The organism is Streptomyces sp. NPDC001292 (genome assembly GCF_042896465.1).
In the GTDB taxonomy this organism is placed as follows: Bacteria; Actinomycetota; Actinomycetes; order Streptomycetales; family Streptomycetaceae; genus Streptomyces.
Window position 1 is genome coordinate 64,040 of record NZ_JBIAXG010000015.1, and the last position, 22,968, is coordinate 87,007.

The 22,968-nt window shown below is 67.7% G+C and carries 21 protein-coding genes and 2 pseudogenes; 5 read left to right on the forward strand and 18 right to left on the reverse strand.

The window, feature by feature from the left end:
* Positions 1 to 79: 79 nt before the first annotated feature.
* From ACFY4A_RS17885 to ACFY4A_RS17895, 3 genes are read right to left on the reverse strand one after another with little or no spacing between them, the layout of a single operon-like run.
* Complete coding sequence (locus ACFY4A_RS17885; RefSeq protein ID WP_390830370.1) at positions 80 to 2,836, reverse strand: RNaseH domain-containing protein; 2,757 nt, start codon at positions 2,834 to 2,836, stop codon at positions 80 to 82.
* On the reverse strand, positions 2,833 to 6,216 hold the full coding sequence (locus ACFY4A_RS17890; RefSeq protein ID WP_390830371.1) for a hypothetical protein: 3,384 nt from the start codon (positions 6,214 to 6,216) through the stop codon (positions 2,833 to 2,835). The genes ACFY4A_RS17885 and ACFY4A_RS17890 overlap by 4 nt, the downstream gene beginning before the upstream one ends.
* Entirely contained in the window at positions 6,213 to 7,406 is a 1,194-nt protein-coding gene (locus tag ACFY4A_RS17895; RefSeq protein WP_390830372.1) for a hypothetical protein, read from the reverse strand. The genes ACFY4A_RS17890 and ACFY4A_RS17895 overlap by 4 nt, the downstream gene beginning before the upstream one ends.
* A 273-nt stretch (positions 7,407 to 7,679) precedes the next feature.
* Between ACFY4A_RS17895 and ACFY4A_RS17900 the strand changes: the two genes are divergently transcribed.
* The 3 genes and pseudogenes from ACFY4A_RS17900 to ACFY4A_RS17910 all read left to right on the forward strand — a co-directional run bounded on the left by ACFY4A_RS17900 (position 7,680) and on the right by ACFY4A_RS17910 (position 10,609).
* Positions 7,680 to 8,123: a hypothetical protein gene (locus tag ACFY4A_RS17900; RefSeq protein ID WP_390830373.1), complete on the forward strand. Its 444-nt coding sequence runs from the start codon at positions 7,680 to 7,682 to the stop codon at positions 8,121 to 8,123.
* Positions 8,124 to 8,202: 79 nt separating this feature from the next.
* Positions 8,203 to 8,892, forward strand: a pseudogene (locus ACFY4A_RS17905) (hypothetical protein).
* A gap of 268 nt (positions 8,893 to 9,160) precedes the next feature.
* Positions 9,161 to 10,609: a hypothetical protein gene (locus ACFY4A_RS17910; RefSeq protein ID WP_390830374.1), complete on the forward strand. Its 1,449-nt coding sequence runs from the start codon at positions 9,161 to 9,163 to the stop codon at positions 10,607 to 10,609.
* Between the two features lie 14 nt (positions 10,610 to 10,623).
* On the opposite strand, the gene ACFY4A_RS17915 is transcribed toward ACFY4A_RS17910, so the two are convergent.
* The 4 genes from ACFY4A_RS17915 to ACFY4A_RS17930 all read right to left on the reverse strand — a co-directional run bounded on the left by ACFY4A_RS17915 (position 10,624) and on the right by ACFY4A_RS17930 (position 13,069).
* Positions 10,624 to 11,214: an IS5 family transposase gene (locus ACFY4A_RS17915; protein WP_390830375.1), complete on the reverse strand. Its 591-nt coding sequence runs from the start codon at positions 11,212 to 11,214 to the stop codon at positions 10,624 to 10,626.
* A complete protein-coding gene (locus ACFY4A_RS17920) occupies positions 11,160 to 11,450 on the reverse strand; it encodes a transposase (protein ID WP_390830376.1) in 291 nt (96 codons plus the stop codon). The genes ACFY4A_RS17915 and ACFY4A_RS17920 overlap by 55 nt, the downstream gene beginning before the upstream one ends.
* 92 nt (positions 11,451 to 11,542) lie before the next feature.
* Positions 11,543 to 12,460, reverse strand: a complete 918-nt coding sequence (locus tag ACFY4A_RS17925; protein WP_390830377.1) for a hypothetical protein — start codon at positions 12,458 to 12,460, stop codon at positions 11,543 to 11,545.
* A gap of 165 nt (positions 12,461 to 12,625) precedes the next feature.
* Positions 12,626 to 13,069 carry a hypothetical protein gene (locus ACFY4A_RS17930; protein ID WP_390830446.1) on the reverse strand — a complete coding sequence of 148 codons (444 nt, stop codon included), beginning with the start codon at positions 13,067 to 13,069 and terminating at the stop codon, positions 12,626 to 12,628.
* Positions 13,070 to 13,325: 256 nt separating this feature from the next.
* Between ACFY4A_RS17930 and ACFY4A_RS17935 the strand changes: the two genes are divergently transcribed.
* Positions 13,326 to 14,315, forward strand: coding sequence for a PIN domain-containing protein (locus ACFY4A_RS17935; protein ID WP_390830378.1), 990 nt, complete (start codon positions 13,326 to 13,328; stop codon positions 14,313 to 14,315).
* Between the two features lie 185 nt (positions 14,316 to 14,500).
* Here the strand turns inward: ACFY4A_RS17935 and ACFY4A_RS17940 are convergent, their stop codons facing one another.
* Both ACFY4A_RS17940 and ACFY4A_RS17945 read right to left on the reverse strand, forming a co-directional pair.
* Positions 14,501 to 14,713: a hypothetical protein gene (locus tag ACFY4A_RS17940; protein WP_390830379.1), complete on the reverse strand. Its 213-nt coding sequence runs from the start codon at positions 14,711 to 14,713 to the stop codon at positions 14,501 to 14,503.
* A gap of 189 nt (positions 14,714 to 14,902) precedes the next feature.
* Positions 14,903 to 15,136 carry a hypothetical protein gene (locus tag ACFY4A_RS17945; protein WP_390830380.1) on the reverse strand — a complete coding sequence of 78 codons (234 nt, stop codon included), beginning with the start codon at positions 15,134 to 15,136 and terminating at the stop codon, positions 14,903 to 14,905.
* A 79-nt stretch (positions 15,137 to 15,215) separates the two neighbouring features.
* Here ACFY4A_RS17945 and ACFY4A_RS17950 point away from each other — a divergent pair.
* Positions 15,216 to 15,326 (forward strand): annotated as a pseudogene (locus tag ACFY4A_RS17950) (transporter); the annotation flags it as partial.
* A gap of 178 nt (positions 15,327 to 15,504) precedes the next feature.
* Here ACFY4A_RS17950 and ACFY4A_RS17955 read toward each other — a convergent pair.
* The 9 genes from ACFY4A_RS17955 to ACFY4A_RS17995 all read right to left on the reverse strand — a co-directional run bounded on the left by ACFY4A_RS17955 (position 15,505) and on the right by ACFY4A_RS17995 (position 22,847).
* A complete protein-coding gene (locus tag ACFY4A_RS17955; protein ID WP_390830447.1) occupies positions 15,505 to 16,095 on the reverse strand; it encodes a DUF317 domain-containing protein in 591 nt (196 codons plus the stop codon).
* Positions 16,023 to 16,871 (reverse strand): hypothetical protein, encoded by an 849-nt coding sequence (locus ACFY4A_RS17960; RefSeq protein ID WP_390830381.1) that lies wholly within the window; start codon positions 16,869 to 16,871, stop codon positions 16,023 to 16,025. The genes ACFY4A_RS17955 and ACFY4A_RS17960 overlap by 73 nt, the downstream gene beginning before the upstream one ends.
* A gap of 65 nt (positions 16,872 to 16,936) precedes the next feature.
* Positions 16,937 to 18,055, reverse strand: coding sequence for a DnaB-like helicase N-terminal domain-containing protein (locus tag ACFY4A_RS17965; protein WP_390830382.1), 1,119 nt, complete (start codon positions 18,053 to 18,055; stop codon positions 16,937 to 16,939).
* Positions 18,055 to 19,326, reverse strand: a complete 1,272-nt coding sequence (locus tag ACFY4A_RS17970; RefSeq protein ID WP_390830383.1) for a DNA cytosine methyltransferase — start codon at positions 19,324 to 19,326, stop codon at positions 18,055 to 18,057. Before ACFY4A_RS17970 ends, ACFY4A_RS17965 begins: the two co-directional genes overlap by 1 nt.
* Positions 19,323 to 20,186, reverse strand: coding sequence for a hypothetical protein (locus ACFY4A_RS17975; protein ID WP_390830448.1), 864 nt, complete (start codon positions 20,184 to 20,186; stop codon positions 19,323 to 19,325). Before ACFY4A_RS17975 ends, ACFY4A_RS17970 begins: the two co-directional genes overlap by 4 nt.
* 97 nt (positions 20,187 to 20,283) lie before the next feature.
* Positions 20,284 to 20,751: a hypothetical protein gene (locus ACFY4A_RS17980; protein WP_390830384.1), complete on the reverse strand. Its 468-nt coding sequence runs from the start codon at positions 20,749 to 20,751 to the stop codon at positions 20,284 to 20,286.
* Positions 20,744 to 21,583 carry a tryptophan synthase subunit alpha gene (gene trpA / locus ACFY4A_RS17985; protein ID WP_390830449.1) on the reverse strand — a complete coding sequence of 280 codons (840 nt, stop codon included), beginning with the start codon at positions 21,581 to 21,583 and terminating at the stop codon, positions 20,744 to 20,746. Before trpA ends, ACFY4A_RS17980 begins: the two co-directional genes overlap by 8 nt.
* Positions 21,580 to 22,050: a hypothetical protein gene (locus ACFY4A_RS17990; protein ID WP_390830385.1), complete on the reverse strand. Its 471-nt coding sequence runs from the start codon at positions 22,048 to 22,050 to the stop codon at positions 21,580 to 21,582. The genes trpA and ACFY4A_RS17990 overlap by 4 nt, the downstream gene beginning before the upstream one ends.
* Before the next feature lie 194 nt (positions 22,051 to 22,244).
* Positions 22,245 to 22,847 (reverse strand): hypothetical protein, encoded by a 603-nt coding sequence (locus ACFY4A_RS17995; RefSeq protein ID WP_390830386.1) that lies wholly within the window; start codon positions 22,845 to 22,847, stop codon positions 22,245 to 22,247.
* Positions 22,848 to 22,968: the final 121 nt, after the last annotated feature.

Below are 22,968 nucleotides of genomic sequence, written 5' to 3' on the forward strand. Positions count from 1 at the left end.
GCGTGTTCACTGAGCTAGGCGTGCTGATTGTGTGCTTGCTGCTGGCAGGGGAATCTCGTCCGCACGTGAAACTCGCTGTTCACGGGTGGTCGCCGGACGCAATGCTTTCTGGAGGCTGCAGCTCCGTCTCCTCGCAGCTGCGTCGCCAGTAGGGGTGGTCTTTGTCGATCTGCCTTGCCAGACGAAGAGGTGTGGGCTCGGTCTGTCGACCATCCCAACTGACGCCTTGGTTGGTGAACACGACCCCGACTTTGCCGATGAGATCTGCATCAGCTGTCTCTGCCGCGTCGATGACGGTGAGGCGTACTGCGGTGTGGGCGTATCCGTTCTTTCCTTGGCGTGCCTTCGCCTGGGGGTCTAGCCGGGTGTATTCACCTCCGAAACGGCCGCTGGGCCCAGCGGCATATGTGCGTGGGACGTTGATGAGGAGGAAGTCGGGCAGGTAAGTGGCACCGTCGTCCGAGGCAAGCTGGAACGGACTGTTGGTGGTGCTGGTGCGACGCCATTGACCGTCCTTGCCGTAGACGTAGGCGCCGGTGGGGCGGCCGATGCGTTCCAGGTCTGTGATCGCGCGCACTACTGCCATGGGGCGCTGCGCCCGCGGAAGGCCGTGCCCGGGCAGCCACGAGGCTGGTCGTGGGAGGTCGCTGGGGGGCTGCTGACCGATGTTCTCGTCGCGAAGGCCGGCCCAGATGTACTCGGAGGTGTCGCCGTTGACGTAGATCACCATGGGGCCAGGCAGGGGCAGTTGGGTTCGGGCTGCCAGCAGAGCGGCCTCGGTGATCTGTGCCGCGGCGGATGCTTGGTGGCTCTCGGCGCCGACGGTTTCGAAGTCAGCGACGTCGACTCCGAGTTCAGTGGCGTGCACGGCGAGGCGGGTTTGGAGGTAGGGGGCCCATTGGGAGGTGACGGGTGAGTAGGCCCACATGGTCCATGGTTCGCTGGTGCCGCCGATGGGGCGGATGGCGGTGAGCGTGATGGTGATGGGGGCGGGCTTGGTGTTGCGCTGGCCGTACCGGCGTGTCTGGTTGTGGCGTCGTACGTGGATACCGATGTGCCACCAAGGGTGCAGCGGCAGCGAGCCGAAGGCGGCGCCGAGGCGGTGGTCGGCGAGGCCGAGGCCGCGGAGCATGTCGCGCAGCGAGTTCTCGGTTGAATTGGCGAGGCCCGACTCCCGTGCTGCGGTGGCCTTCTCGATGTACTTGGGGGAGCAGGGCTCGCCGTTCTTCTTGTGCGTGGGGACGGGGGCAGGGGCCTGCTTGATGTACTGCGATGTGATGCCCATGCGGGCCAGCGCGGCTTTCGAAGGCCACTTGCCGTCTTCGGCCTCAGCCTGTTTCTTCTCCTCCGGAGTGGCGAACTTGCGGTCGGGGTCCCATTGGGTCTCGCACAGGGCCGCGATAGTCAGCCCTGGCGTGCGATGCGGAGCCAGGAGGGCCTCGAGCTGCTGCTGGCGGTGTGCTGAGGATGCAGGGCCGTGCGTGAGCGCGCCGGCCTTGTCCTCCAGAAACAGCAGGTGCACCCGGCCCGGGATCACATCGGTCACGACGGTGTGTTCCGGCGCGACGAAGTCAACCCCGAGGTTCCACTGCCGGGCGATCTCGCGTTGGAGGCGGGCGCGAACCTCATCCGTGTGCCACAGCACCGCGACCAGGACCGTGTCGAGCTGGGCAGCGTCCATGGCGGCGGGCAGGTCTTGGGGAAGGATCGGGCCGCTGATACGGATGCCGGTCTTGCCCGGGGGAACGGGGAGGTCCGGCACCTCCACATACAGTGGGCTGCGGGATCGGTAGCGCTCGCAGTGTTCGTCGATGTGCTCCTCGATCCGGCGGAACATCTCCATCCCGTGGCCGCGCCCGAGGCCGGGCGTGACGACGCTCTTGGGGGCGACGGCCCGCACCGCGCCCAGCTCGGCATCGGGCGCGATGGCCTGTTCGTCCAGCGTCTCGGGGAAGGGCGGGACACGTCGGCTCAGCCGGGATAGGCCGGCAAGCCGTCGGCTGGCGGCGACAGCGGGCACGTTCAAGCGGCGCTTCCACGCAGGGCCGTCGGTGTGAGCGGCAACCGCGAGCGGCTGCTCGGGGTTGGAGAGCAGGACCGTAGCGACGCCGTACCACCGGTTGGCCAGCAGCGTGGCGACTGCATTGATGGTGACTGCGTGGCGTGAAGAGTGTCCTGTGGCTGCCGTGCCGATCTTGATGCGGGGCAGGAGGCGGCGGATTCTTCCCTGGGAATCGGGGGCACTGGGCAGCTCGTGGCCGATGGCAGCGAGTGTGCCGTCGGTGCACAGCATGAAGCGGATCGGATCCTTGGCGCCGAGCTTCCAGTCGATGCGGGCCAGGTCCTGGGCCAGGCGCCAGCGGGCGAGTTCGCCAGGCCACCAGCTCAGGGTGCGTCGTCCGGCCACCGGGCGTGGGAGGTCGGGGTAGGGCAGCGGCAGTGCTTGGGCGATCAGCTCGGCCAACTGCAGGGCGAGCTGCCTGCCGCGCCCGTCAGGGAAGATCGCCTCGCCCCAGTACAGGAAGACGTCACGGCGGTCCTCGGCTGTCATCTCTGCGCCGGTGATCAGCTGCGCATGCCTGTCGCTGACGTCCCAGCGCGCCCAGTCACCGAGAACAGCCCGCAGGATGGTCTCCAGCGAGCGGTACGGAGGCTGCACGTCCTTCTTTTTGTCGCCGAAGCGTTCCTTGTAGGCGCTGCACAGGTCGCACCAGAGACCAAAGGCCGTGTAGTCGGGACGGTAGGCATATACGGCGCCCAGGACATCGGCGTCGGTGCGGTATTGCAGGAGGCCGGCGCGCTTGCGGGTCTCGCCGCCGGGGGGACATGGGTTCATGCGGCAACTCCGAAGTGGTCGGGGTATCCGCTCCGCAGGCCGGCGCGCAGATGGGGGGCCTGGGCGTAGTCGAGGAACTCCTCGGCGGTGTACCCGTAGGTGCGGCCGGTGCCGGCCAGTTCCGTGGCGGTGTAGCTCGTGTACAGGTCGCGCACCAGGGTGGGCAGGTCGCTGCCCCAGGTGGTGTCGTGGAAGGCACCGTCGATGAAGTGCAGTTCGACGTGGGTCTGGCCCCGTCTGCCCCGCCCGGCCAGTTGGATGCACTGCCCGAGCAGGGTGGCGATCAGCTCACTGCGGAGATCGTCGGGCAGGGCGGTGAACCGCTTGGGGGCCGCGAGGATGGCCCACAGACGCTGCCGGGCCGTCTTGCGGACCGCGGCGAGGCGGGCTGCAGGAGAGCCTGTACGGGGTGTGGAACGCCAAGCGCAGGACGCGATGCTGGCGGCCAGGACGGGTGGTTCGTCCACGGGCATGACCGGGCGAATGGCGAGTCCGATCAGGGTGATCGCCGACTCCCGCTTGCCCGACGGCGCCGTGGTCAGGATGTTCAGGCCCCGCTCGGTGCGCGGCAGCGGTGAGATGAGGACCTCCCCGCCGCGGTCGGCGAGCTGCGAGAACTGGTCGCGGGTGACCAGGCTGACCGCGTCGGGCACCGGCGGCAAGTCGGGGTTCTCCTTGTCGGGTGTGGCGACGCAGATCTTCAGCTTGCGGCCCAAGGCCAGCGCGGCTTCATACAAGGCGGCGGCGAACAACCGCGCCTGTGCATAGGAGTTGACGGCGATCAGAGCCCGGGCGCGATGTGTGGTGGCCGGGTCGGCGGCCAAGCGTGCCAGGTCTGCGATGAGGGCAGGCGCGTATCCGCTGGCCAGAGCGGCGACGCGTTGGGCGCGTTCGCGGTAGGGAGTGCTGCCCACCGCCAGGGTGCGCTGGTCGACGAGGGGGGTGCTGCGGAAGATGGTGAGGCCGCCCTGCTGCGCGTCGGGCATCGTCCACAGCGGCTCGGCCAGCAGGTGTGTCCGGGCTGCCCGGGGCAGATATCCGGTTGCTGACATGCCCAGGATGACCCTGCGGTGGCCGGCGAGGGCCAGCGACACGATGTCGCCAAGATAGGCGGTCTCGGTGTGCGGGTCGCCGCGCAACACCTCCATGAGCAGGCGGGGCTTTGCAGTGGGGTCGTCCAGGCCCTCGAACCGGAAGCCGCTGATCTGCTGTCCCAGCGGTCCGAAGGGAACGATGTTGCCGGTGTCGCGGTGCCCGACCGCATCGGCCAGGGTGGAGGCGGCGTCGATGCCGTGACCAGCCAGTTCACCGGCCCGGTCGGCGAGATCGAACACAGTGTGGTTCAACGCGCTCAGCCATGCCTTCATCATCACCGCGTGGAAGACCCCAGCGGCGAGGACCGGGGCGGGCAGCTCCTGGCGCTTTTCGCTGCGGCTCTTCTGGTCGGGAGGCGGTGATGCTTCGTGGGTCTGCTGACCCGTGTCCCTCTTCTTGCCTTCGCGGCGCTTGGCGAGCTTGGTGACGGCCTTCTCCACGACCTCGCGCAGCAACTCCTTGGTTTCGTCGAGCTCCCACTGACCGCCTTCGTCGATACTGAGCATCCGCTCCAGCACGTTGGGGATCTGCCGCAGATGGTCCGGCAGTACAGCAGCGGAAACGCGGTCTTCCGGACGGGCAGCGACAGGTGGCAGCAGGGCCTGCAGCTGGTCCATCTGCGTGATGGAGGCGCTGTCATCGACCTCCACGCCGATGAGATTTTCGAGCAGTTCGCGGTCCCAATGATGCGGCTGATACCAGCGCCGGCGGTCGCGGAGCACCTGCCGCATCCGTCGCGGGTCTTGCCCGGAGGCCAACGCGTGCGCCTGATATGTCTCCGTGCACACCTCACCACTGCTGGCGAGGTCCAAGAGCTGCTCGGAGAGGAAGACGGCCCGGGTCAGCTGTCCCCGTGCCTCCAGTCGCAGCCGTTCAGGGGCACGGTGCAGGTTGTCACGGATCTTTCGCATCATGGTGTTCGGTTCGCTGACCGACGCCAGCACCAAGCTCTGCGATGATTCGAAGCCACGGGACTGGTAGGCGTCGACCTCGTCAATGATCACTAGGTGGGAGAGACGCAGTAGCGTCTCGCGCACGCTCACCTGACGACGCAGTTCGCCGTCCACGATGACGGGGATCTTCACCATGCCGCGCTGGAAACAGGCATGCGTCGTGACGATGATCTGGGCCGAGCAGGCGGCCCGGATATGGGAGAACTTGTCACACCGGTTCACGAACGGGCACAGGGCGGCGCCTCGGGGACCGTCGGGGTCCGTATGACGCAGGCTGCTGCACGGCTCCCGCCCGTCACCGAAGGCGTCGCGCCCCTCCAACTGCGCCCTGACCGCACAGCCATAGCCCGACTCAGCCAGGCGTTCCATAAGGTCGGCTGGCATCTGGGAGAGGGCAGTGCGCTCGTCGACTGCCTTGTACGCGGTCTGGAGCGTGAATTCGTGGCGACTTCCCGGCGCGATCAAGGGCGTCACCGCCACATCGAGCCTCAAGGCGGCCAGCTCCTGCCGCAGCGTGGCCACCTCGCCGAAGACGTCAGCGTTGTCGCTGACCAGCAGCGTGACTGTGTAACCGTCCCGGGCCAGCTGCTTGGCCTGGGCGCGAGCGAACACATTCTTTCCCACACCTGTCGGTGCGCTCAGATGACGCATCAGCCCGGGGTCCATCAGCACGGCGGACTGCGGAAGCTTCCCTCCCCCCATCGTGCCGCTCAGCAGGAGCCCCACCTGACGCTCCCGGAACGGATCGCCTCCCATTTCGGCATCGGTCTTGCGCGTGAGCCAGCTCAGTACGTTCGGGTTGATGGGGATCGGGCCGGTCGCGTCGACCGTGGTGATGATGGGTGGGCTGTAGGGCACGGCACTGGTCTCGAAGGCCAGCTGCACCGGACCGCGGGAGCTGGTGGCGACCCAGCCGCCCCCACTGGCCACGCGGATCCGGACCTCCCGGTCCGTGGGCACGAGCAGCCGGTCCGCCGACTCCAGTGGGTCCTGGCCGTGGCGCGGGTAGACCTCCACCATGCGCCAGCCATCTCGGGCCCCTGGGGCGTAGCGGTGGAAGACGGGATCTTCCCACTGTTGGTCGAAGCACTTGCGCACACGGCGTTGCACCGACGTCAGATCGGCCTCGCCGCGAGACCTCTGAGCGACTAGCCGCCCGATGCGCTGCTGCTCGGGGTACGTCAGTGAGCCCCACTCGGGCCACACATGCGCCAACTGCCCTGACATCAGGACGTGGGCATCCTCCAGCCGGACGACTGCACGGCCTTCGTCATCCTTTGCCGGAAAGTAGTGCTCGGCCAGCGCGAGAGCCGCCGCGAGAGTCCGGCTCATGCCGCGCGAACCTCCGCGATGAGATCCAGATCCGTGATCACCCTCGCGCCGAACGGGCCCAGCACCCGGTTCAGCACAGCGGTGTATCCGCGCAGGTGCTCGGGGATGACGACGATCAGACCCGAGCAGCCCTCCGGATCCGCGCGCATCTGCTCCGCGATGCCCTGTGGGTCAGCCCAGGTCTTGACATCGACGCGCCAGGTGAGGCCGCTCTTCGTGATGTGGAGGTCGTAGCTGTCGCCGAACGGCCAAAGGCGAACATCTGCGCCTGCCCCGTCAGCGAGCGCCTCCAGGTCGATCTCTAGCAACCCGGGAATCGTGATCCACTGCCACAGCCCGTACGACAGAGCGACCCACCCTTCGACAGGGCGGAGTTCAGGGATCTCCCGGATCTCACCCAGTGGCTTGAGCCGCCACTGTCCGTCGTGCGACTCCATCTTGAAGCGCGCCCCCCGTTGGCGATGACGCTCGTCCTCACAGGCCAACTCCGCGCCGTGGCGGCCTTGTGGCGTTGCCCTCATGGTCCACTTGCACAGCGGACAGGGCGCCCACTGGCCGGCGAACTGCCGGACGGGGGAAATGCCCGTATACACGCCCAGGTCCGCGAGAAGGGCATAGCGAGACAGGGCACGCCGTCCAAGGACGGGCTCGTTCACCAAGGTCCCGCGGCCTTCGGTGTAAGCGGCGAACCCGGCCTGCTGCAAAGTACGAAATACGGCGTGCTGCACCGCCTCGGCCGCGATGCGAGTCAGCCGCGCTCCTGGCGGAAGCTTCCCCAGGGCTCGCAGCACACTGTGAAGGTGCCGCAGATCAGCCGAGAGACCAGGCACCTCGTGGGCCTGATCGGAGGCTTCCATGATCAGACGTGTCAGAGCAGTCGTGGCGGTGCCGTCATCCTCCAGCAGACGCACGTCCCAGATCTCTGACCACGACCCAGGCCCCGGAAGCAGCGCGCCAACAGGAGCTGAGCGCAACTGGTTCAGGAAGGTAGGGAACGAAGCCGCTTTACCGAATACGCCCCACGACCGCGTGTAGCGGCCGTGACACTCCATCAGGAGGCGTGCACGATCCCGCGCATCCCCCTCGGGGGTGCACAATGCCATTGCTGCGATGACGCACGCATCAAGAGCGTCGCGCTGACATTGATCCAGCTCATCGATCTCGGCTGGCGTTGCTTCGAGGGCAAGCATCTGTGAACGGTCCTCGATATCGTGCGCGACGGCTGTGTCATGGATCCCTGCCTAGAGGGCTGGGCGCCCTTTACTGCGCTTCTATCAGGTTTGTTCCTTTGTGCGTGGGAAGCGGGGCCTTGGCGGTGAAAATCTCCCCAAGGCTCGAGGGAGTAAAGAGATCGCCGTTCCGTCGCCCGGAGGGCCCAGCTGACGGGCGCCTCACCTGTGAAGCCCCTGGGAGCCTCGGGCACGATCATGAAGCGAGCAGGACGAGACAAGGGAGGACGCCAGGTGTTTCATCGAATACGCCGCCGGACCAAGCAGCCCAGCGAGGCACAGCGCCGGTTCGCCGAGCTGTACCCACACATGCAGGACCAGGTCCCGCCCGGATTCGGGGTGCCGTCAGCCGGGCAGGAGCGTACCGAGCCGGCCGCAGTGGTGGACGACTTCCTTCCGCCGGAGCTGCGGGTGCCCAGCCACGACCAGCTCGACGGCAGGACGATGCCGTGGAAGCAACCCCTCGTCCTGGACGGCAAGATGGTCCTCTGCGCCGAGTGCGGAACGTACCGGGAGTGGCTGATCCTCTCCACTCACGACCAGGTCTGGCTGCGTTGCCGGGCCGGTCACCAGCAGCAGGAGACCCGCCTCGACACCGCCTGGTACAACCGGAACTCCGGACCGGCGGACGCGACGCACGCCACGTTCGAGGACTGCCTGCGCCACCTCGGGCACTGACCACCACCTCTATGACCCCACCGGGCCCGTCGGCCCGCACTGACCACCCGTCGCCCAGCACCAAGAGGTCAGTTCCGTCATGCGCGTTCGCATCGCCACCACCGCCCTCGGCATCACCGCCGCCCTCCTCGCCGTGCCCGCCTGCTCCACCAACACCACCAGCACCAAGCCCGACGCCACCACCCGCGACGGGAAGCCGACCAATCCGGACCGGACAGGCGCCCTACTGTCCTCGGCTGCTCTGGAGACCGCGCCTGCTCGACCCGCGCGACCTCGGCAGTGGCTACCTGCGCAAGCTGGAGCGCTCCGCCCGGCACGACGACGTCGCCGTCATCGGCAACCCGGCACGGAGCCAGCTGGGCGGCGACGCGGCAATCGGCGGCCCGCTCACCTTCCTCTACAAGGCGAAGGCGGCCTTCGCTTACGGCGACGGCAGCTCCGAGGTGTCCGGGGAGCTGTAGAGCGACAGCGCGGACAAGTTGTCCGAGGGCATCGGGCAGATCTTCGACGCCATGACCGACTGCCCGACCTACGAGGTGGTCACGCGCGGCACCCCGGTCGACGTGACCTCGCAGAGGCTGCCCGCGCCTCGCGACCTCGGTGACGAGCGGTGGAGCCAGCTCCTGACGTTCTCCACCGCACGACAGAGCACCATGTCAAGCAGACCGCGGTCCGCGACGGCAGCCTGTTGCTGATCGTCTGCGGCGCACCGGCCCTCGTCTCCCGCCACCTCGACAAGGCCCTTGCCAAAGCCACGGCGGAACGCTGACCGACGCCCGACAGCACTGCTGCCCCCGACCAGCTCGGTCGGGGGCAGCAGTGCTGTCGGGCTCATCCCGCTGCGCGGTTCGTGCAGGTTGTCAGCGGGATGCGAGCCAGTCGGCAAGTCCGTTCCCTATAATCGTGACGACGACGGTTTAGTGATCTCTGATGCGATGTGGGACCGGATCGAGCCGCTGATGCCGACCGATCCGGCGCTCGTACGTGGATCAGCGGTAATCCATGCACGTGCTTGAGCGATCGTCCATGCTGGGCGGGTGAAGGACATCGACAGCCGCCTGCAAGACACGGGGCAAGCATTCCTGACTGCGGCATGGGCTCGGCTTCAGGAGGAGCGGGTGGTGCCACCGCCGGCCTTCCACCCCTACTTGGAGGTCGGACGCGACTACTTCGGGGACTCCGTCATGTCGCTGGCTGAGTACCGAGCGCTTGAGGATGCGATTGCCGCTTCTCATCCTCGGTTCGACGCAGGCCGACCACTGCTTGAGCGCGAGTTCCCTGGTGGGTTGATCTTCAGCTTCCTAGAGACGTTCATCGCCCGGCTGACTCGTGCGCAGAAGGAGTTCTCTCCTGACGGACCAGAAGCCGAGCAATCGCTGCGTGACCTGATCCAGGCGGTTCGCGCAGATACGTGCGAGGTGGCGTGCTGCCGAGTGGTTTCCCATATGACCACCGCAGACGGCCGACCAGTGGAGTTCACCGACGTCCGCGTGGAGCCGGTGATCTCGGAAGCAGCGGATCATGATCGCGAGTTGCAGCGGATCTTCTCGACAGTGATCCCTGGGGCGGCGAGCGCCTACGGTCGAGACCGGCCGCACGGTTTCGCCCCGCCTGAGAGCGTCATCATCGCGCGGGACAGCGGCGCAAAGCCGTTCGACCTAGCCAAGCCACTGTCACAGCGGATCGAGCGGTTCATGTTGCTCGTCCGACTGTTGAAGCCTGGCACCAGCGAGTCGATGGCGGAGCTCCAAGGGGCAACTCACACGGTCCGAGACTTCAAGCCCACCGTGCTTCGCTTCCGCGGTGCGGGACCGGGGTTCGGATCCCCGACGCAACTTGCCGCCCGCGAGATCATCCTCGCCACGGATGATGTCGGCCGTGTCGACGGACTCGGGCGGCTTCTCTCGGCTGCGGAAAAGCCGCGAGCGGGCATGGCATTCACCTCGTTTGGGATGGCCCTCCAGAAATTTCTTCTGTCCTTCCACGCGTACGGCTGGTCAGAGCAGATCGTCGACCTGGCGACCGCTTTCGAAGCAGCGCTGTCCGGAAAGGAGAAAGACGACGTCACGCTGCGGTTGAAGATCCGCGCGTCGACACTGCTGTCCACCGACCTTGACCCAGTAGATCAGATCTTCAAAGACGTGGGCGTGATCTACGGGCTCCGATCCGCACTCGTCCATGGCGGCGCCATGACGGAGAAGAAGCTCCTCCAGGAGGTCCGGAAGATCTCGACTGTTCCCGATGGCCTGCCTGATGGGAAAGCGGTCGCGTACGCCGTAGAACGGTTGCGCGACCTCGTCCGCCGAAGCCTGCTCGCCCGAATCTGCCTCGCAGCCGGCGACTCCCCGTTGTGGCCCTTGGACTCAGATACGGGCGTCGACGTGACTATGGCCGATGATCTCAGCCGGAAGTCATGGCGCGAAGCATGGCGGGAGACTCTGACCGGGATCGACGCCATCGCCAGCGCTGACCCGCCTCTTGCTTAGAGCTCGTAACACGATCATGATCGGGCCTTCTTCAGCCGTCTCCAGCAGACAAGGGCACAGGCCAACGAGACGAAGGCGTCGTGGAGTTCGGTTCGGCGTTCCCGGCGGCCGGCGAGGCGTTTGAACTGGTGGAGCAAGGCGAAGGTCTGCTCGATCACGTAGCGGAGTTTGCCCAGGCCCTTGATGTTGAGGGTGCCCTTGCGGGAGATGACCGGCAGGATCCGGCGCTTGAGCAGCTCTTCGCGGTGGGTGTTGCAGTCGTAGCCCTTGTCGCCCAAGAGCGATTCGGGGCGGCGGCGCGGCCGGCCGGGGCGACCTGCGACGGGCGGGATGCCGTCGACAAGAGCGAGGGTCTGGGTGACGTCGTTGACGTTGGCCGCGGTGGTGATGGCCTTGAGCGGCATGCCGTGTCCGGCGCAGATCAGGTGGTGCTTGCTGCCCGTCTTCCCGCGGTCGACCGGCGACGGACCGGTGTCGGCTCCCCCTATTTTTCGCGCGAATGTGGGAGCCATCCACACACGCGCTGGACCAGTCGAGTTCGCCGGCCGTTTCAGCTCCGCCAGCAGAATGCGGTGCAGCTGGTCGAAGACCTGGCCTGCTGCCATCGTTCCAGGCGCCGCCAGCACGTTTGTCCCGAGCCGAACCCCAGCTCCAAAGGCAGCAGTTGCCAGGCCATGTCGTTGTGGAGGATGTACAGGACGCCCTGCAGGCACAGTTGGTCCGCCACGGGCCGCGGCCCTGGCGACTTCTGTGGCCAGGGCGGCAGCAGCGGTTCGATCAGCGCCCACAGGTCAGCGTCCACGATCCACGGCCGAGTGCTCACAGCATCCCGAACGGCCACATCATCACTTCGGTCACGCCCGACCAGAGCACTTCAACAAGGTCGTGTTACGAGCTTCTAGGGTTTCCTAGTGTGGATTGGCGCAGCAGGCGCTACCGCTCCAACTCGACGTCGAAGAACTTCAGCACCGACGTGACGAGCATGAGCCCGTAGACCGCATTGATCCGCGAGTATTGCGAGCGCGACACACCATGCGCACTCGGGTGCCTGCCGAACACGCGCGGAATGGGGTCGCCGTTCTTCGGCCAGTACTCGGCGTGCGCGTACCAGACCGGGGCGAACGTCAGGGCAACGCGCATGTCGTAGTCGTCCAGGTCGAACTTCGCCCGGCCCTTCTTGTTGAACGTGAGCTTCTTCCTGTCCGGCTCGTCGAAGTGGGCGCGCATCAGGCTGTCGAGCAAGTTGGCAGCGAGCGCCTGGGCCGGGTTGTTGTGTCCGTCGCGCAGTGCAGCCACACAGTCAAAGGCGAAGTTTCGCGACTCCTGTAGGTCGGGATGGTCAACATCCGCGATCACGGCTTCGCAGTCGTTGACGATGCCCTTCCACCGCCGCCCGATGATCTGGCGGCGAACAACGGCATCGGGCGCGTCCAGGAGAGCGCGAACGACCTTCGGGCCAGGAACCCACATCAGAGGTATGCCCTCTTCAAGAAGCAGCAGCTCGAACTCATCGACTGTCGGCGTAGCGTCGTGCAGGTTTGGCGGGTAGATGCGCTCCTTCAAGGAGCCGAGCCCCTCGAAGACGCCCGCCCAGTACTCTCGGAAGTGCTCGTGCAGGGGTGCGAAGGTTTCGCCGAGCATGGCGTTCACGCCCGCCGCTTCGGCCAGTCGCTTGCCGATGGCCTCGCCGATGCCGCTCGTCGCAATGACCATCTCGGTCAACGGCCTCAACGCCTCAGCCATCGTGGTGCGGTAGTAGTCCGTCAGCGGCTGGAACGCGCGAGCCAAGCCGAAGGGATCAGACGCAGACAGCTGGGAACCGTCCCCAGGCTGATCTACCTCGTTGCTCATGGACGCATGGTCGCACGCAGCTGATCGTGGGAGCGACCGATTACATCGGTTCGTCCACCTCGCACCGCGGCGGCGCTTTGATGCCCTCGACTTACGACAACCCCCGGCGCGGGTTTGGAGCCCGACCACCAGAAGCACAAGGTCGTTCGATGACGCTGGTCGCGATCAGTCGTCGGGCGTGAACGTTTCTTGCGTGCCATCGGCGTGGGTGATGGTGATCTTCGCCGACTCCGTGATGTGCATCGTGTCGGACGCACCCACGAACACCTCGTTGAGGAAGCTGAACATGTACTCGGTGCGAGTGCTGTTCTCGTCCATGTGGACGGTGCGGATGTTCTCGGCGTTGGCAACCTTGGTAGCGCCCTCCTGGAGCCCGAGAGGGCTCACGATGATGCCGCCCGCAGCGCCAGTGTCGATGACGCTGTAGGCCAAGTGCGCCATCTGCCCTTGAGTCTGCTTCTTCGTGGTATAGCGGCGGCACTCGATGATTACGAAGCCTTCGTCACCCACCTTGACGCCCTTGCCGTCGATCTCCCACTCAGTACCCGAGCGCTCGCCGATGACCTTCTGCTTGTCCTCGACACGCTCAAGACCCAGCTTTTCGGCAATCTGATCGAGAAAGGTAGACGGCTACCTCCTCGTACGACTCCCAACGCTTATCGGGGTTCGTCATCGTCGCCTCATTTCTATTTTACGTTCGTACCATGTCCCATGATAGTTACGGTCTGCTATTTCAATGCATTCTTGAGCAGGCACCTCCCACTCCCACAGCAGCTCACAAGTCGTGCACCTCCAGCCGTCAGCCAGTCCCTGCCTAGTGGTCGGCCGAATCTACGTGCGGCGGCCGTCGTCGAGGTGTCACAGTATGGACATGCTCGTAAGCCCACTGCCCGGTGTCGACCGGAAGCACCTGCACGAGACGCTTGGCAAGGTGCATCAGAACGTCTCGAACCTCTTCACCAGCGGCCCGCGTGAGCACTACGAGAGGCTCTTGGCTTATCTTGACTGGGCGGTCGACGCCGTTGGCCGGCTGGACACGCTCATCAGCAGCGCCGACCTTGACCGGCTCGTTCTAACCAAACGGCACGACCAGTTGCTCGCCGGGCTGGATAACTTCACCATCGGCACGACCCAGCGGCTCGTGAACCAACTGGTGTTCACCGAACTACGGCAGCGGACGGAAGCGTTCGGGGACGCCGTCCATACGCTCGGTCAAGAGTTGCAGCGGTGGCAACTGCGCGGAGTGCCGGTCGTGGCTGACAGCAGCTTTTACGTCCACCACCCCGAGAAGTTGGAAGAGACCGACTTCGCCGAGCTGCTGAGCGTCACAGAACATCCCGTTCACCTCCTGGTGCCGATGGTCGTGGTGGATGAGCTCGACCAGCTCAAGGAGAGCAAGGACAGGCACGTACGTTGGCGGGCGCGACACACGCTGTTCATCCTTGACGGGCTGTTTCAGGAGAGCACCGAAGACGCCATGCTCCGCAGGGCAGACGCTGAGGTGCAGCGCCACACGGGCGTACGACGCGGTGAAGTGACCGTGCAACTCTTGCTTGACCCGCCTGGGCACACGCGGTTGCCGATCAACGACGACGAGATCGTCGACAGGGCGCTTGCCGTTCAACCGCTGTCGGGTCGTGAAGTGACCGTTCTGACCTATGACACCGGCCAGGCAACCCGGGCGCGTGTTGCTGGCCTCTGTGACCACAAGCTGAGCATGCCGGTCGGTGACGAGCCGGAGAAGCAGACGACCAACACGAAAAACCCCCCGTCCAAGGGACGAGGGGTTCAAGTGCCAGCCGACCGCCAGGATGGACAGGCGGGTTCAAGCGCTAACGACTCAGTCTGTCGTTAGAAGCTCGCAACACGATCTTGTTGAAGCGCTCTGCTCGGGTGTGACCGATGTGATGATTTTGCCGTTCGGGATGCTGTGGGCACTCGGCCGTGGATTGTGGACGATAACTTGTGGGCGCTGATCGAACCGGTGCTGCCGCCCTGGCCACACTGGAGACGGCTGAAGAAGGCCCGATCATGATCGGGTTACGAGCTATTAGCCGATACGGCGCCCGTACGCCGGCGCCGGGCCTCCCGGCCGGCCGCTGGGCTGTGGGGCCGCGGGGCGTGGACGATGGCGCCTTGGTTGGCCTCGGGGATCAGGCCGTACACGAGGATGCAGTAGGCGTCGATCCGGCCCGGCGAGTCCGGGTCGGTGGACTGCCACGTCGACCACTCGCATTCCACGTCCGTGAACACACCCCGAAAACGGACCTTGTCCTGAGATTGCTGGGCGATCGGCTCTGCAACCGGCTCAAGCAGTGGCTGCTGGTGGCCGTGGCCTTCGGGCCCGACCACCAGCTCGTGCGGCGTGCTTACCAGGGTGCTCGCGCGCTGCGGGGGCCGGAGCGGTCGGCGCGCCGGCCAGGTGGTGGACGCGGGGTGTGTTCATGGCGGGGGTGTCGTTGCGGTGGCGTGCAGCCAGCGGGTGCGGACGGTGCCGAGATCGGTGAGGGAGCGGCGGGCGCCGATGGCGAGCTTGAACGGCGTGTTCGCCGGGTCGCCGGCGTACGACTCGACGCGCCGACCTACGTGCTCGGCGATGGCCAGGAGAAAATGCAGCAGGGCGCGCTCGCCCAAGTACGCCACCAACCAGCTGGTTCGGCCCAGTATGCAGAGCATCTCGCTGGGATCACTGCCGTAGACCCCAGTGCAGGGGCAAAGTGAGGTCGTCCGGGGAGTAGCCACCGCGAGCACCGGGGTGTCCGGGCTCGGTCACCACGGGACGGGCGATCTGGAGGTGCAGCTCCGTACGCCGAGGGACGTGGAGCGGGCGCAGGAATTGTTCCAGGCGAGCTACGCGGCGGCGTGAACGGATACCGCTGCACGTCACCTGACGGGCTGCGCTTTGTGTCGTGTCTGCGGTCGTGGGCGGTGCCTTTCGACGTCCGGGCAGTGGGTGGCGGTGGACTATCTATGGTGCGCGGGATCGCCGGTTTGGCCAACCGGCGATCCCGCGCTATGTTGCACGGCTCGTGGTGGCCCGTTGATCAGCGTGAACGGCTGGCGGGTCGGCCGGCCGTGACCGCTGGAGCTGCCGGCGCCCTGGCGGCGAGGCCGGTCCTGTGCTGGCGGCCCGGCTGTGATTGGCGCGTGCCGGTCTCGTGGGCGAGGGTTTCGGAGAGATTGGCCAGCAGTGAACTCGGGGTGTCCGGGGACGCGGTGATGGCCCAGGTGGGCCGGTCCGGTCCGGGGCCGGCCCAGATAGTCCAGGTGGCCAGGTTCTGATTCGGGTGTTGTGCTGTGAAGGCGTCGAACTGGACGCCCGCGTTCCCGTCGGGGGATGTCCAGCGGATCCATCGCCCGTCCACGGTGTGCTTCCATCCGGCGTCGGAGAGCGGCTGGCTGGCCGCGGTGCCCCTCTTTTCGTCCACCGGTGCACCGATGACTGTGTCCCAGCCGTCGCCGTCAGCGAGGTGGTCCAGCAGATCCTGCAGCACTGGGGCGGGGGTGGCGCCGTTCGCGGTGAGGACCCACATGCGGTCGGAGACGGGCGTCTCGTAGGCGGCTACGGTCCAGGCGGTCTCGTGGGGCGGGGTTTCGTGGACGCGTTCGATGCGCAGGGTCTGTGACTCGTGGATGGCGTGGGTCGTGTCATCCGACCAGGTCCGCCATTTCTCGAACTCGCCGTGCGGTTGAGGAAGGTGTCGAGGAGTGCGTCGTGGTCGCCGGCATCGGCCAGGTAGACGGGGACGGTCTCCGGCTCCGGGCGGGTGGATTCCGACTTGGCCGTCGTGACGTCGAAGACGGATCGGGCTTCGATGGCGGCGCGTTCGGTGTCGGTCAGGGGTGTGGGACCGGAGTGCATGTCGGCGCCGTGGACCTTTTCGAAGGCGAGCAGGGCCTGAGCGGGTGAGTCGAAGGTGTCGGCGATCTGGCGAAGGTGGTTCTCGCCGTGGAGGTAGACGGACTTGCCGTCACGGCCGAGGTACGTGCCTACCGCGACGGTGGTGTGGCCGTCGTGGGCGTGTGCGTGGATGAGGAGATGGCCGTGGCGGATGTCGTCGTGGATCTTCTGCGCCTGGTTGGAGACCTCGCGGATCTCGCTGCGGGTGCACCACGGCATCGGATAGTTCGCCCAGGTCCATTCCTCGTCCATGGCCTCCCGGAGTCGAGGGGTGATGTCGACGGTGATGCCGTCGGCGGACAGGTGCTTGGCTGCGTCCCTGGCCCAGTAGGGCTCCTCGTGGTCGATGCGGGCCAGGACCAGGACGTTGTCGGCTGCGACGGTCCAGTCGGCTGCCTCCAGAGCCATGAGAGCAATGCGGGCCTGACTGCCGGTCAGGACGGCGGTCACGGCGCTGGGATGGGTGGGGTGGGTGTCGAGGCGGACGTGGGCGTCGATAGGGGGAGTCACGTGGGGATGTCGTCTCTTCTGCCGGTGGCCGGCCTTCGGGTCCGGCCACCGGCGTGTGCGGGGTGCTATCGGGTTGCTCGCGCGGCGCGGGCGGCGTGAGCGGCCGTCGTGGTCGGCGGACCGGCGCGAGTGGCAGGTGCCGGCCGCGGCCGTGGTGGCGGGACAGTTCCGGTGGCGTGCTGCCAGCGGGTGCGCACGGCCCTGATGTCGGCGAGGGCGCGGCGGGCGCCGACCACAAGGTGGAACGGGGTGCTCGCCGGGTCTCCTGCGTACGCCGAGATGCGCCGGCCAGCGTGATCGGCGGTGGCCAGGAGGGAGCGCTGCAGGGCTCGCTCGGCCCAGTGCTCTACGGATCCGGCCGGTTCGGCCAGCAGGCGGAGCACCTTGCTGGGTTCACTCGCGTTGTCGAGCAGGCCGCGCTGTTGGGCTTCCCATAGGACGGTGACGGGGTCGACGGGCTCGCGGCGGCGGGCCAGGGCGGTCAGGCATTGCCACAGGCCGGCGTGCAGGGGCCGGGTGAGGTCGTCGGGCAGCAGCCACCGGACGGACTCGATGTCGGCGGGGTGGGCGGTGGCGGTCGCGAGGAGCAGCTGCTCCTCCTCGGCTGCCTCGGTGTGGTCGGTGGTGATGGCTGGCGGCGGTGCCGCGGTGCGGGGGAGCAGTCCGGCGCGCGGCGGGAAGCGGCTCGTGATGTCGTCCACGACCGCGGCGAGCGCGTCGGTCTCGGCGAGCACTGTCTCGACTGGGTGCGGGAGGGACGCGTCGTTGACAATCTGGGTGAGGCGTTTGGCGGCCGTCTGCAGGCGACGGCGGGCGTGTTCGGCCTCGACCATCCTGGCGTAGGCCGGTGCGTGGCGGGGCCAGGGGCAGACCTGGACGAGGGTGTGCAGGTAGGAGGCGGTCAGTCCGCGCGCCTGTTCGCGCCCCGTGGCGAGCACTTGGTCGAGCCACTTGGTGTTCTTCGCGTGCTCGGCGGGGTCGGGCGGAGGCAGGGTGCTGATGGCGGCGAACAGGGCGGCGTGCGCGGGGGTGGAGAAGGAGTCGGCGGCGATGCCGGTCACGTCGCTGAGACGGTGTGGATCCAGGAGGAGGGCGCCGAGGAGGGCCTGTTCGACGTGGAATACCGGCTGCGGCGGTGCGATGGCGTCGAGGTCGTCTTCTTCGGGTTCGGGGACGTGGGGCATCAGGCTGCGAGGGTGAAGTCGGTCGGGGTGACGGTGACGCCGAGGTGCGGGGCGAGGAGGTGGCCGGCGAGCAACGGCGGTACGGCGTTGCCGATCTGGGAGAACTGCTGGCCCTTGTTGCCGGCCCAGGGGTAGTCGGCGGGGAAGGTCTGCAGGAGGCCGGCCTCGCGGGCGGTGATCCGGATCGGCTCCGGCACCGCTGGCGTGTCCGTGTCCTCGGTTGGAGGCGAGGCGGGTTCGGCGACCCAGGTGCACTCGTTCGCGCGGTGCCCGAAGAACAGCGTGCCCGCCGGCTCGGACAGCGGGCGGACGGTGGCGTTCGCTTGGTTGTTGCTGCGCAGGGACCAGGACCAGCGGTGCGCCTCGGTGGTGAAGGTCGGCGCCGGAGCGTCGGCGGCACGGTTCTGCCGTGCGCCGTGCCGTGCCTTCCAGCCAGTTCCTTCGCGGCGGGACTGCAGGAGCACGCCGTCCGGCCTGGGCATCCAGGTGCCGCGCTCCCGGGCGTCGGAGAGCGACTTGCGGGAGCCCGACGGGAACGGTTCGGGCCCGCCGCCCGGTCCGCCGCCGGCGCAGACGGTGGGCACGGGCCGGTCGGTCGCGCCCCATCCCAGGGCCTCGGCCATGCTGACCCAGCGGGCGCGGCCCGGACCGAACAGCGATTCCGGCTCGGCGTCCTGGACGTGGGTGGGCGTGGGAGGCTGTGCCGTACGGACCCGGGAGGCGATCAGGATCGCTCGCCTGCGCGTCTGTGGAACGCCGAAGTCGGCGGCGTTGAGGATCCCGTACCAGACCGAGAACCCCCAGCCGCGCAGAACGGCCGCGTACTGCTTCCACAGCGGCAGGACGTCCGGCACCTCCTCCATCGCGACCCACTCGGGCTCGCCGACCGTGTTGAGGGCGTGCAGGTAGCGCATCGGCTCGGCCGCGAGCAGGGAGCGCTCGTCGCGGCAGGCGGCGAGGAGACGCTCTCGGGTGTCACGTCCGGCAGCGAGATCCTCCACCGCCGCGTGCACCAGCGGCTGGTCCACCAGGCCGAGGCGTTTGCCGGCCATGCTCCACGCCTGGCACGGCGGGGAGGCGATCAGCCCGCGCGTGCGGCCGAGGAAGGGCCACGTCGGATACATGGCCACGTCGGTCCGGACCGTCAACTGTCCAGCGGCCACGCGCGTCTTGCATGCCCACTCGTCCCATTCCAGGCCGACGTCGCGCACGCCGAGGACGCCCAGTGCCCTGCTCCAGCCGCCCGGCCCCGCGAAGAGGTCGAGTATCACGTGGCCAGCCTGAAGTCGTCGCGGGTCAGCGCGTCCGTGTCCCCGCGGCACGCCCAGGGGGAGCAGCCGTCCACGACGCCGTTCTCCAGCGCGTCGGCTTCGTCCGCGTCTATGCGCAGTGCTGCCCGCTCGGCGGCGGTGACGTGGTCGATCGGCGCCTGGCTCAGCGGGACGCGGGAGCGGTGCAGGAATGCCTCGCCGAGCAGTCGGCTGCCCGAGGCGTTGGCGCGGGCATTGCCCTGCCGGATGGCCGCGTCGAATTCGACGACGTCCGCCCACTCGGACGGGGACGTGTCCCTGATATGCCTCCATTGCGCATTTCCGTGGAATGGACATCCCAGGCAGCTTGATTTCGGTGTATCGGCCAGCCCGAGTGAGGAGAGGTAACGGACGCAGTCTGCTCTGCTCCAGCTCAGGTCGAGAAGCGGATGCCGGTTGCGCATGTATTTCACGTCGGCGTCTTTGGCGCGGTGGAATTCGTCGGTGGAGATTCCCACCCACTGCTCAACGAACACGCCCTTGGGAACGCGCGAGGGGTAGGGGTGTCCGAGGAGTTCGCGTACCTTCTGCTTTATCGGCTTTACCTTATATTCGCCGGTGCACTGCCTGCGGGTCATGCCAGGCCGCCCGTCCTTGTTCAGGATGTGCAGGGGCATGGAGGCGAAGCGGTGGTCCGGATTCAGGGCGTCGCTGCGAATGTTTCCGGACGAGACGCGGAGAACCGGTATACCGGCGGGCTTGGCTATCTCCTGTTCCAGTCGGTCCAGGTGAGCGTAAACGGCTTTGGGTTCCCATCCGGTGTCGGCGAATATTGCGTAGTCGACCTTCGGGAGGATCCCTTCTGCTGAAAGGGCGAGCAGGGTGCTGGACTGAACTCCCGCGCCCAGGGAAAGGGCACGGAATTGAGGCTGATCTGAAATGTTCTGTCCTGGAGGTGAGGAAATGGGGGGCGCGCCCTCAATGAGGCTGGTGCGTCAGCCGGCTGGGCGGGATCAGCCGGTCGCGGTGTATGGCGTGGTGGAGGGCGGGGATGCGGTCGAGGAGGTCGGTGGTCGACTCGATGAACTGCTGTGGTGAGGGGCGGATGAGGACGGCTGGCCCCGTCGTGGCGTTGGCTCGGCGGCGTTGGTTCTCCACGGCGCGGGCAAGGGCTGCGGTCAGTTCGGCGCTTGCGTCCTGGGCGGCCTTGGCGATCTGCGCGATGTGGTCGAGGAGCAGCAGCTCCCCGGCCGTGGTGTGCGGCGTGTGCTGGGCGAGGTCGAGGAACAGCCGCAGGGCGGCGCCGGCGAGGTCTTGGGCGTCGGTGATCCGCGCGGCCAGCGCGTTCGCGTGGCCGATAGTGTTGGTGCGCAGGGCTCGGTGCAGGACAAGGGCGTCGGCCACGATCCGGTCGAGGGCCTCGGTCGGGGCGGAGCGATCAGGCACGGGTCTCCGTGAGAGTGGGCGGGCGCAGTGCCTGGGCGAACGCGGCCGTCACGTCCGGGGCTTGGGCAGGATCGGTGGCCAGGGCGCGGACGACAGGGGTGCCGATGACGACGGCGTCCACCAGCGGAGCGACGCGCGCGGCGAGGGCCGGGGTGGAGATCCCCACTCCCGACACCACGGGCAGCGGGCTCGCGGCACGCAGGCGCTGGGTGAAGCCGGCGAGCGCCGGGATGCCCAGCGGCCCTCGGTAGCCGGTGGGGGCCATGCTGGCGGGTGCGTACAGCCATCCGGACGCGCCGGCGACCGCGGCCGGGAGCAGGGGCTCAGGGGTGGTGCGCGGGATGAGGCGCGGAGTGCGAAGGCCCGTCTCCCGTGCGATTTCGTGCCAGCGGGCCGCTTGGTGGGCGGGCAGGTCGACGATCATCACGCCGGCGGCACCGGCGTCGGCGAACAGGCGGGCCACGTACGCGGTCCCGTGGCGGCTCACGGGCTCCCAGTAGGTCATGACAACGGTCGGCCGGAGGCTGGCGGCATGTTCGACGGCGCGCACGGCGTGGTCGAGGGCGTTTCCGCTGCGCAGGGCGCGGTGGTAGGCGGCCTGAATGACGGGGCCGTCGAGGGCGGCGTCCTCGGTGGGCAGGCCGACCTCAAACAGGTCGGCACCTGCCTGCGCGAGCTGGTCGAGGTGCTGGCGCTGTGCGGTTGCCGGGTGCAGGCCGGCAGGGACGAACACGCCCAGCGCGCACCGTTCTTGGGTGAGGCGGGTGTGGAGGGGATCGGCGGTGGCCAGGTTGGTGCCTTTCCCGGCGGGTGGGCTGTCGCCGGAGGTCAGCGGCGGCGCCCGGCCGGTGGAGTCGTGAGCGCGGGTGGTCTGGCGGTGCGGGCCGGTTGCACGGCAGGCGGCAGGGGCGCGGCGGGCTGGCTGCTGAAGGCGGGGGCGACGGCGTCGAGGGTCTTGGCGACCTGCTGGGCCTGGTCGCGGGCATCCCGGAGCTGCTCGGCGACGGTGTCGGGGAGCCGGTCCCATTGGGCCTGGTACTGGTAGCGCTGGATGATCTCGATGGCGTTGCACAGCTGCTCGGCGAGCTGTTGCAGGATCGCGGTCTGCTGCTCGGGGGCGGTCGCGATGTGTGTGGCCTGCAGCAGCGCGTCCAGGGCGGTGGGCAGCGGATCGTCGTCCGTGGGAAGGCCGTAGAGGCGGGCGTGCAGTGCTTGGGCGAAGACCGTCACCGGGCCGCCGCAGGAGCCGTGGTCATACTTGGCTGCTGCCTGTCGGCGGACGCTGAAGCTGACGGTCACATCACGGGGAGCAGCGCCGGGGCGGATCTGGTCCGCAAGCGCGCAGGCGAGGTCATGCGCGCTCGGGGTGTTGGATGACGTGGCAAGACTCCAAGAGGGATAGCGGTTAACGGCTGGAGTGCGAAGGTGTGTACCGCCGCGTGCCCTTGGCCGCAGCTCGGCGATCGTTCACACCCGACCGCACCCGCGTGGGGTCAGCGGGTGCGACGACAGGTCGAAGGCGTGGTCGGCGTGCGGGGGCGGGCAGCTGACGGGCGGCGGGGGGCGGGAGGGATGTCGGCCGGCGTGGGGATGCCGAGGTCGACGCGGACACCGAGACCGTGGGTGTAGGCGTGGGTTTCGGCAGCTGTCACGGCGCCGAGCAGGCCGCGCTCGTCCAGCCCGTCCGGCGGGCGATAGGAAGAGCCGTTCGCCACCGGGGTGAAGCCGTGCTGCTCCAGGAGGGAACGGGCGGCGGCGGTCCTGGCCGTCACCGCCACGGTGCCGGCACTGAAGTGGAAGCGCATCTCCGGATCGGCGACGGGACTGTCGGGGCTCCAGCGGGTCGTCCAGCAGAGATCGACCAGGTCGTGGGTGTGGGCCAGGAGCCCGTACATCGCGATCCCGGCACGCTCGTGCGCGTCCTGGGCAGTGCCCGGCGGCAGCAGGTAGAGCGTGCGGCCGAGGTGCTCCCGGGTGAGGAACCCGGCCTCGGTCAGCAGCCGGTCGGCATCGCGGATGCGGCGGTTGATGACGATGAAGGTGTGCCCGTCGTCGGTGGACCCGATGAACACATCGGGGAAGTCCAAAAGAGACACGGTGGTCCAGGGGATCGGGGAAACGGGATCTGGCGGCTGTTTCAGCGGGCCCGGCGAGCCTGCACGTAGTGGTACCCCGCTTGCTGAGCGGGACGGCCGCCGGCGATGACCGCGTCCAGCG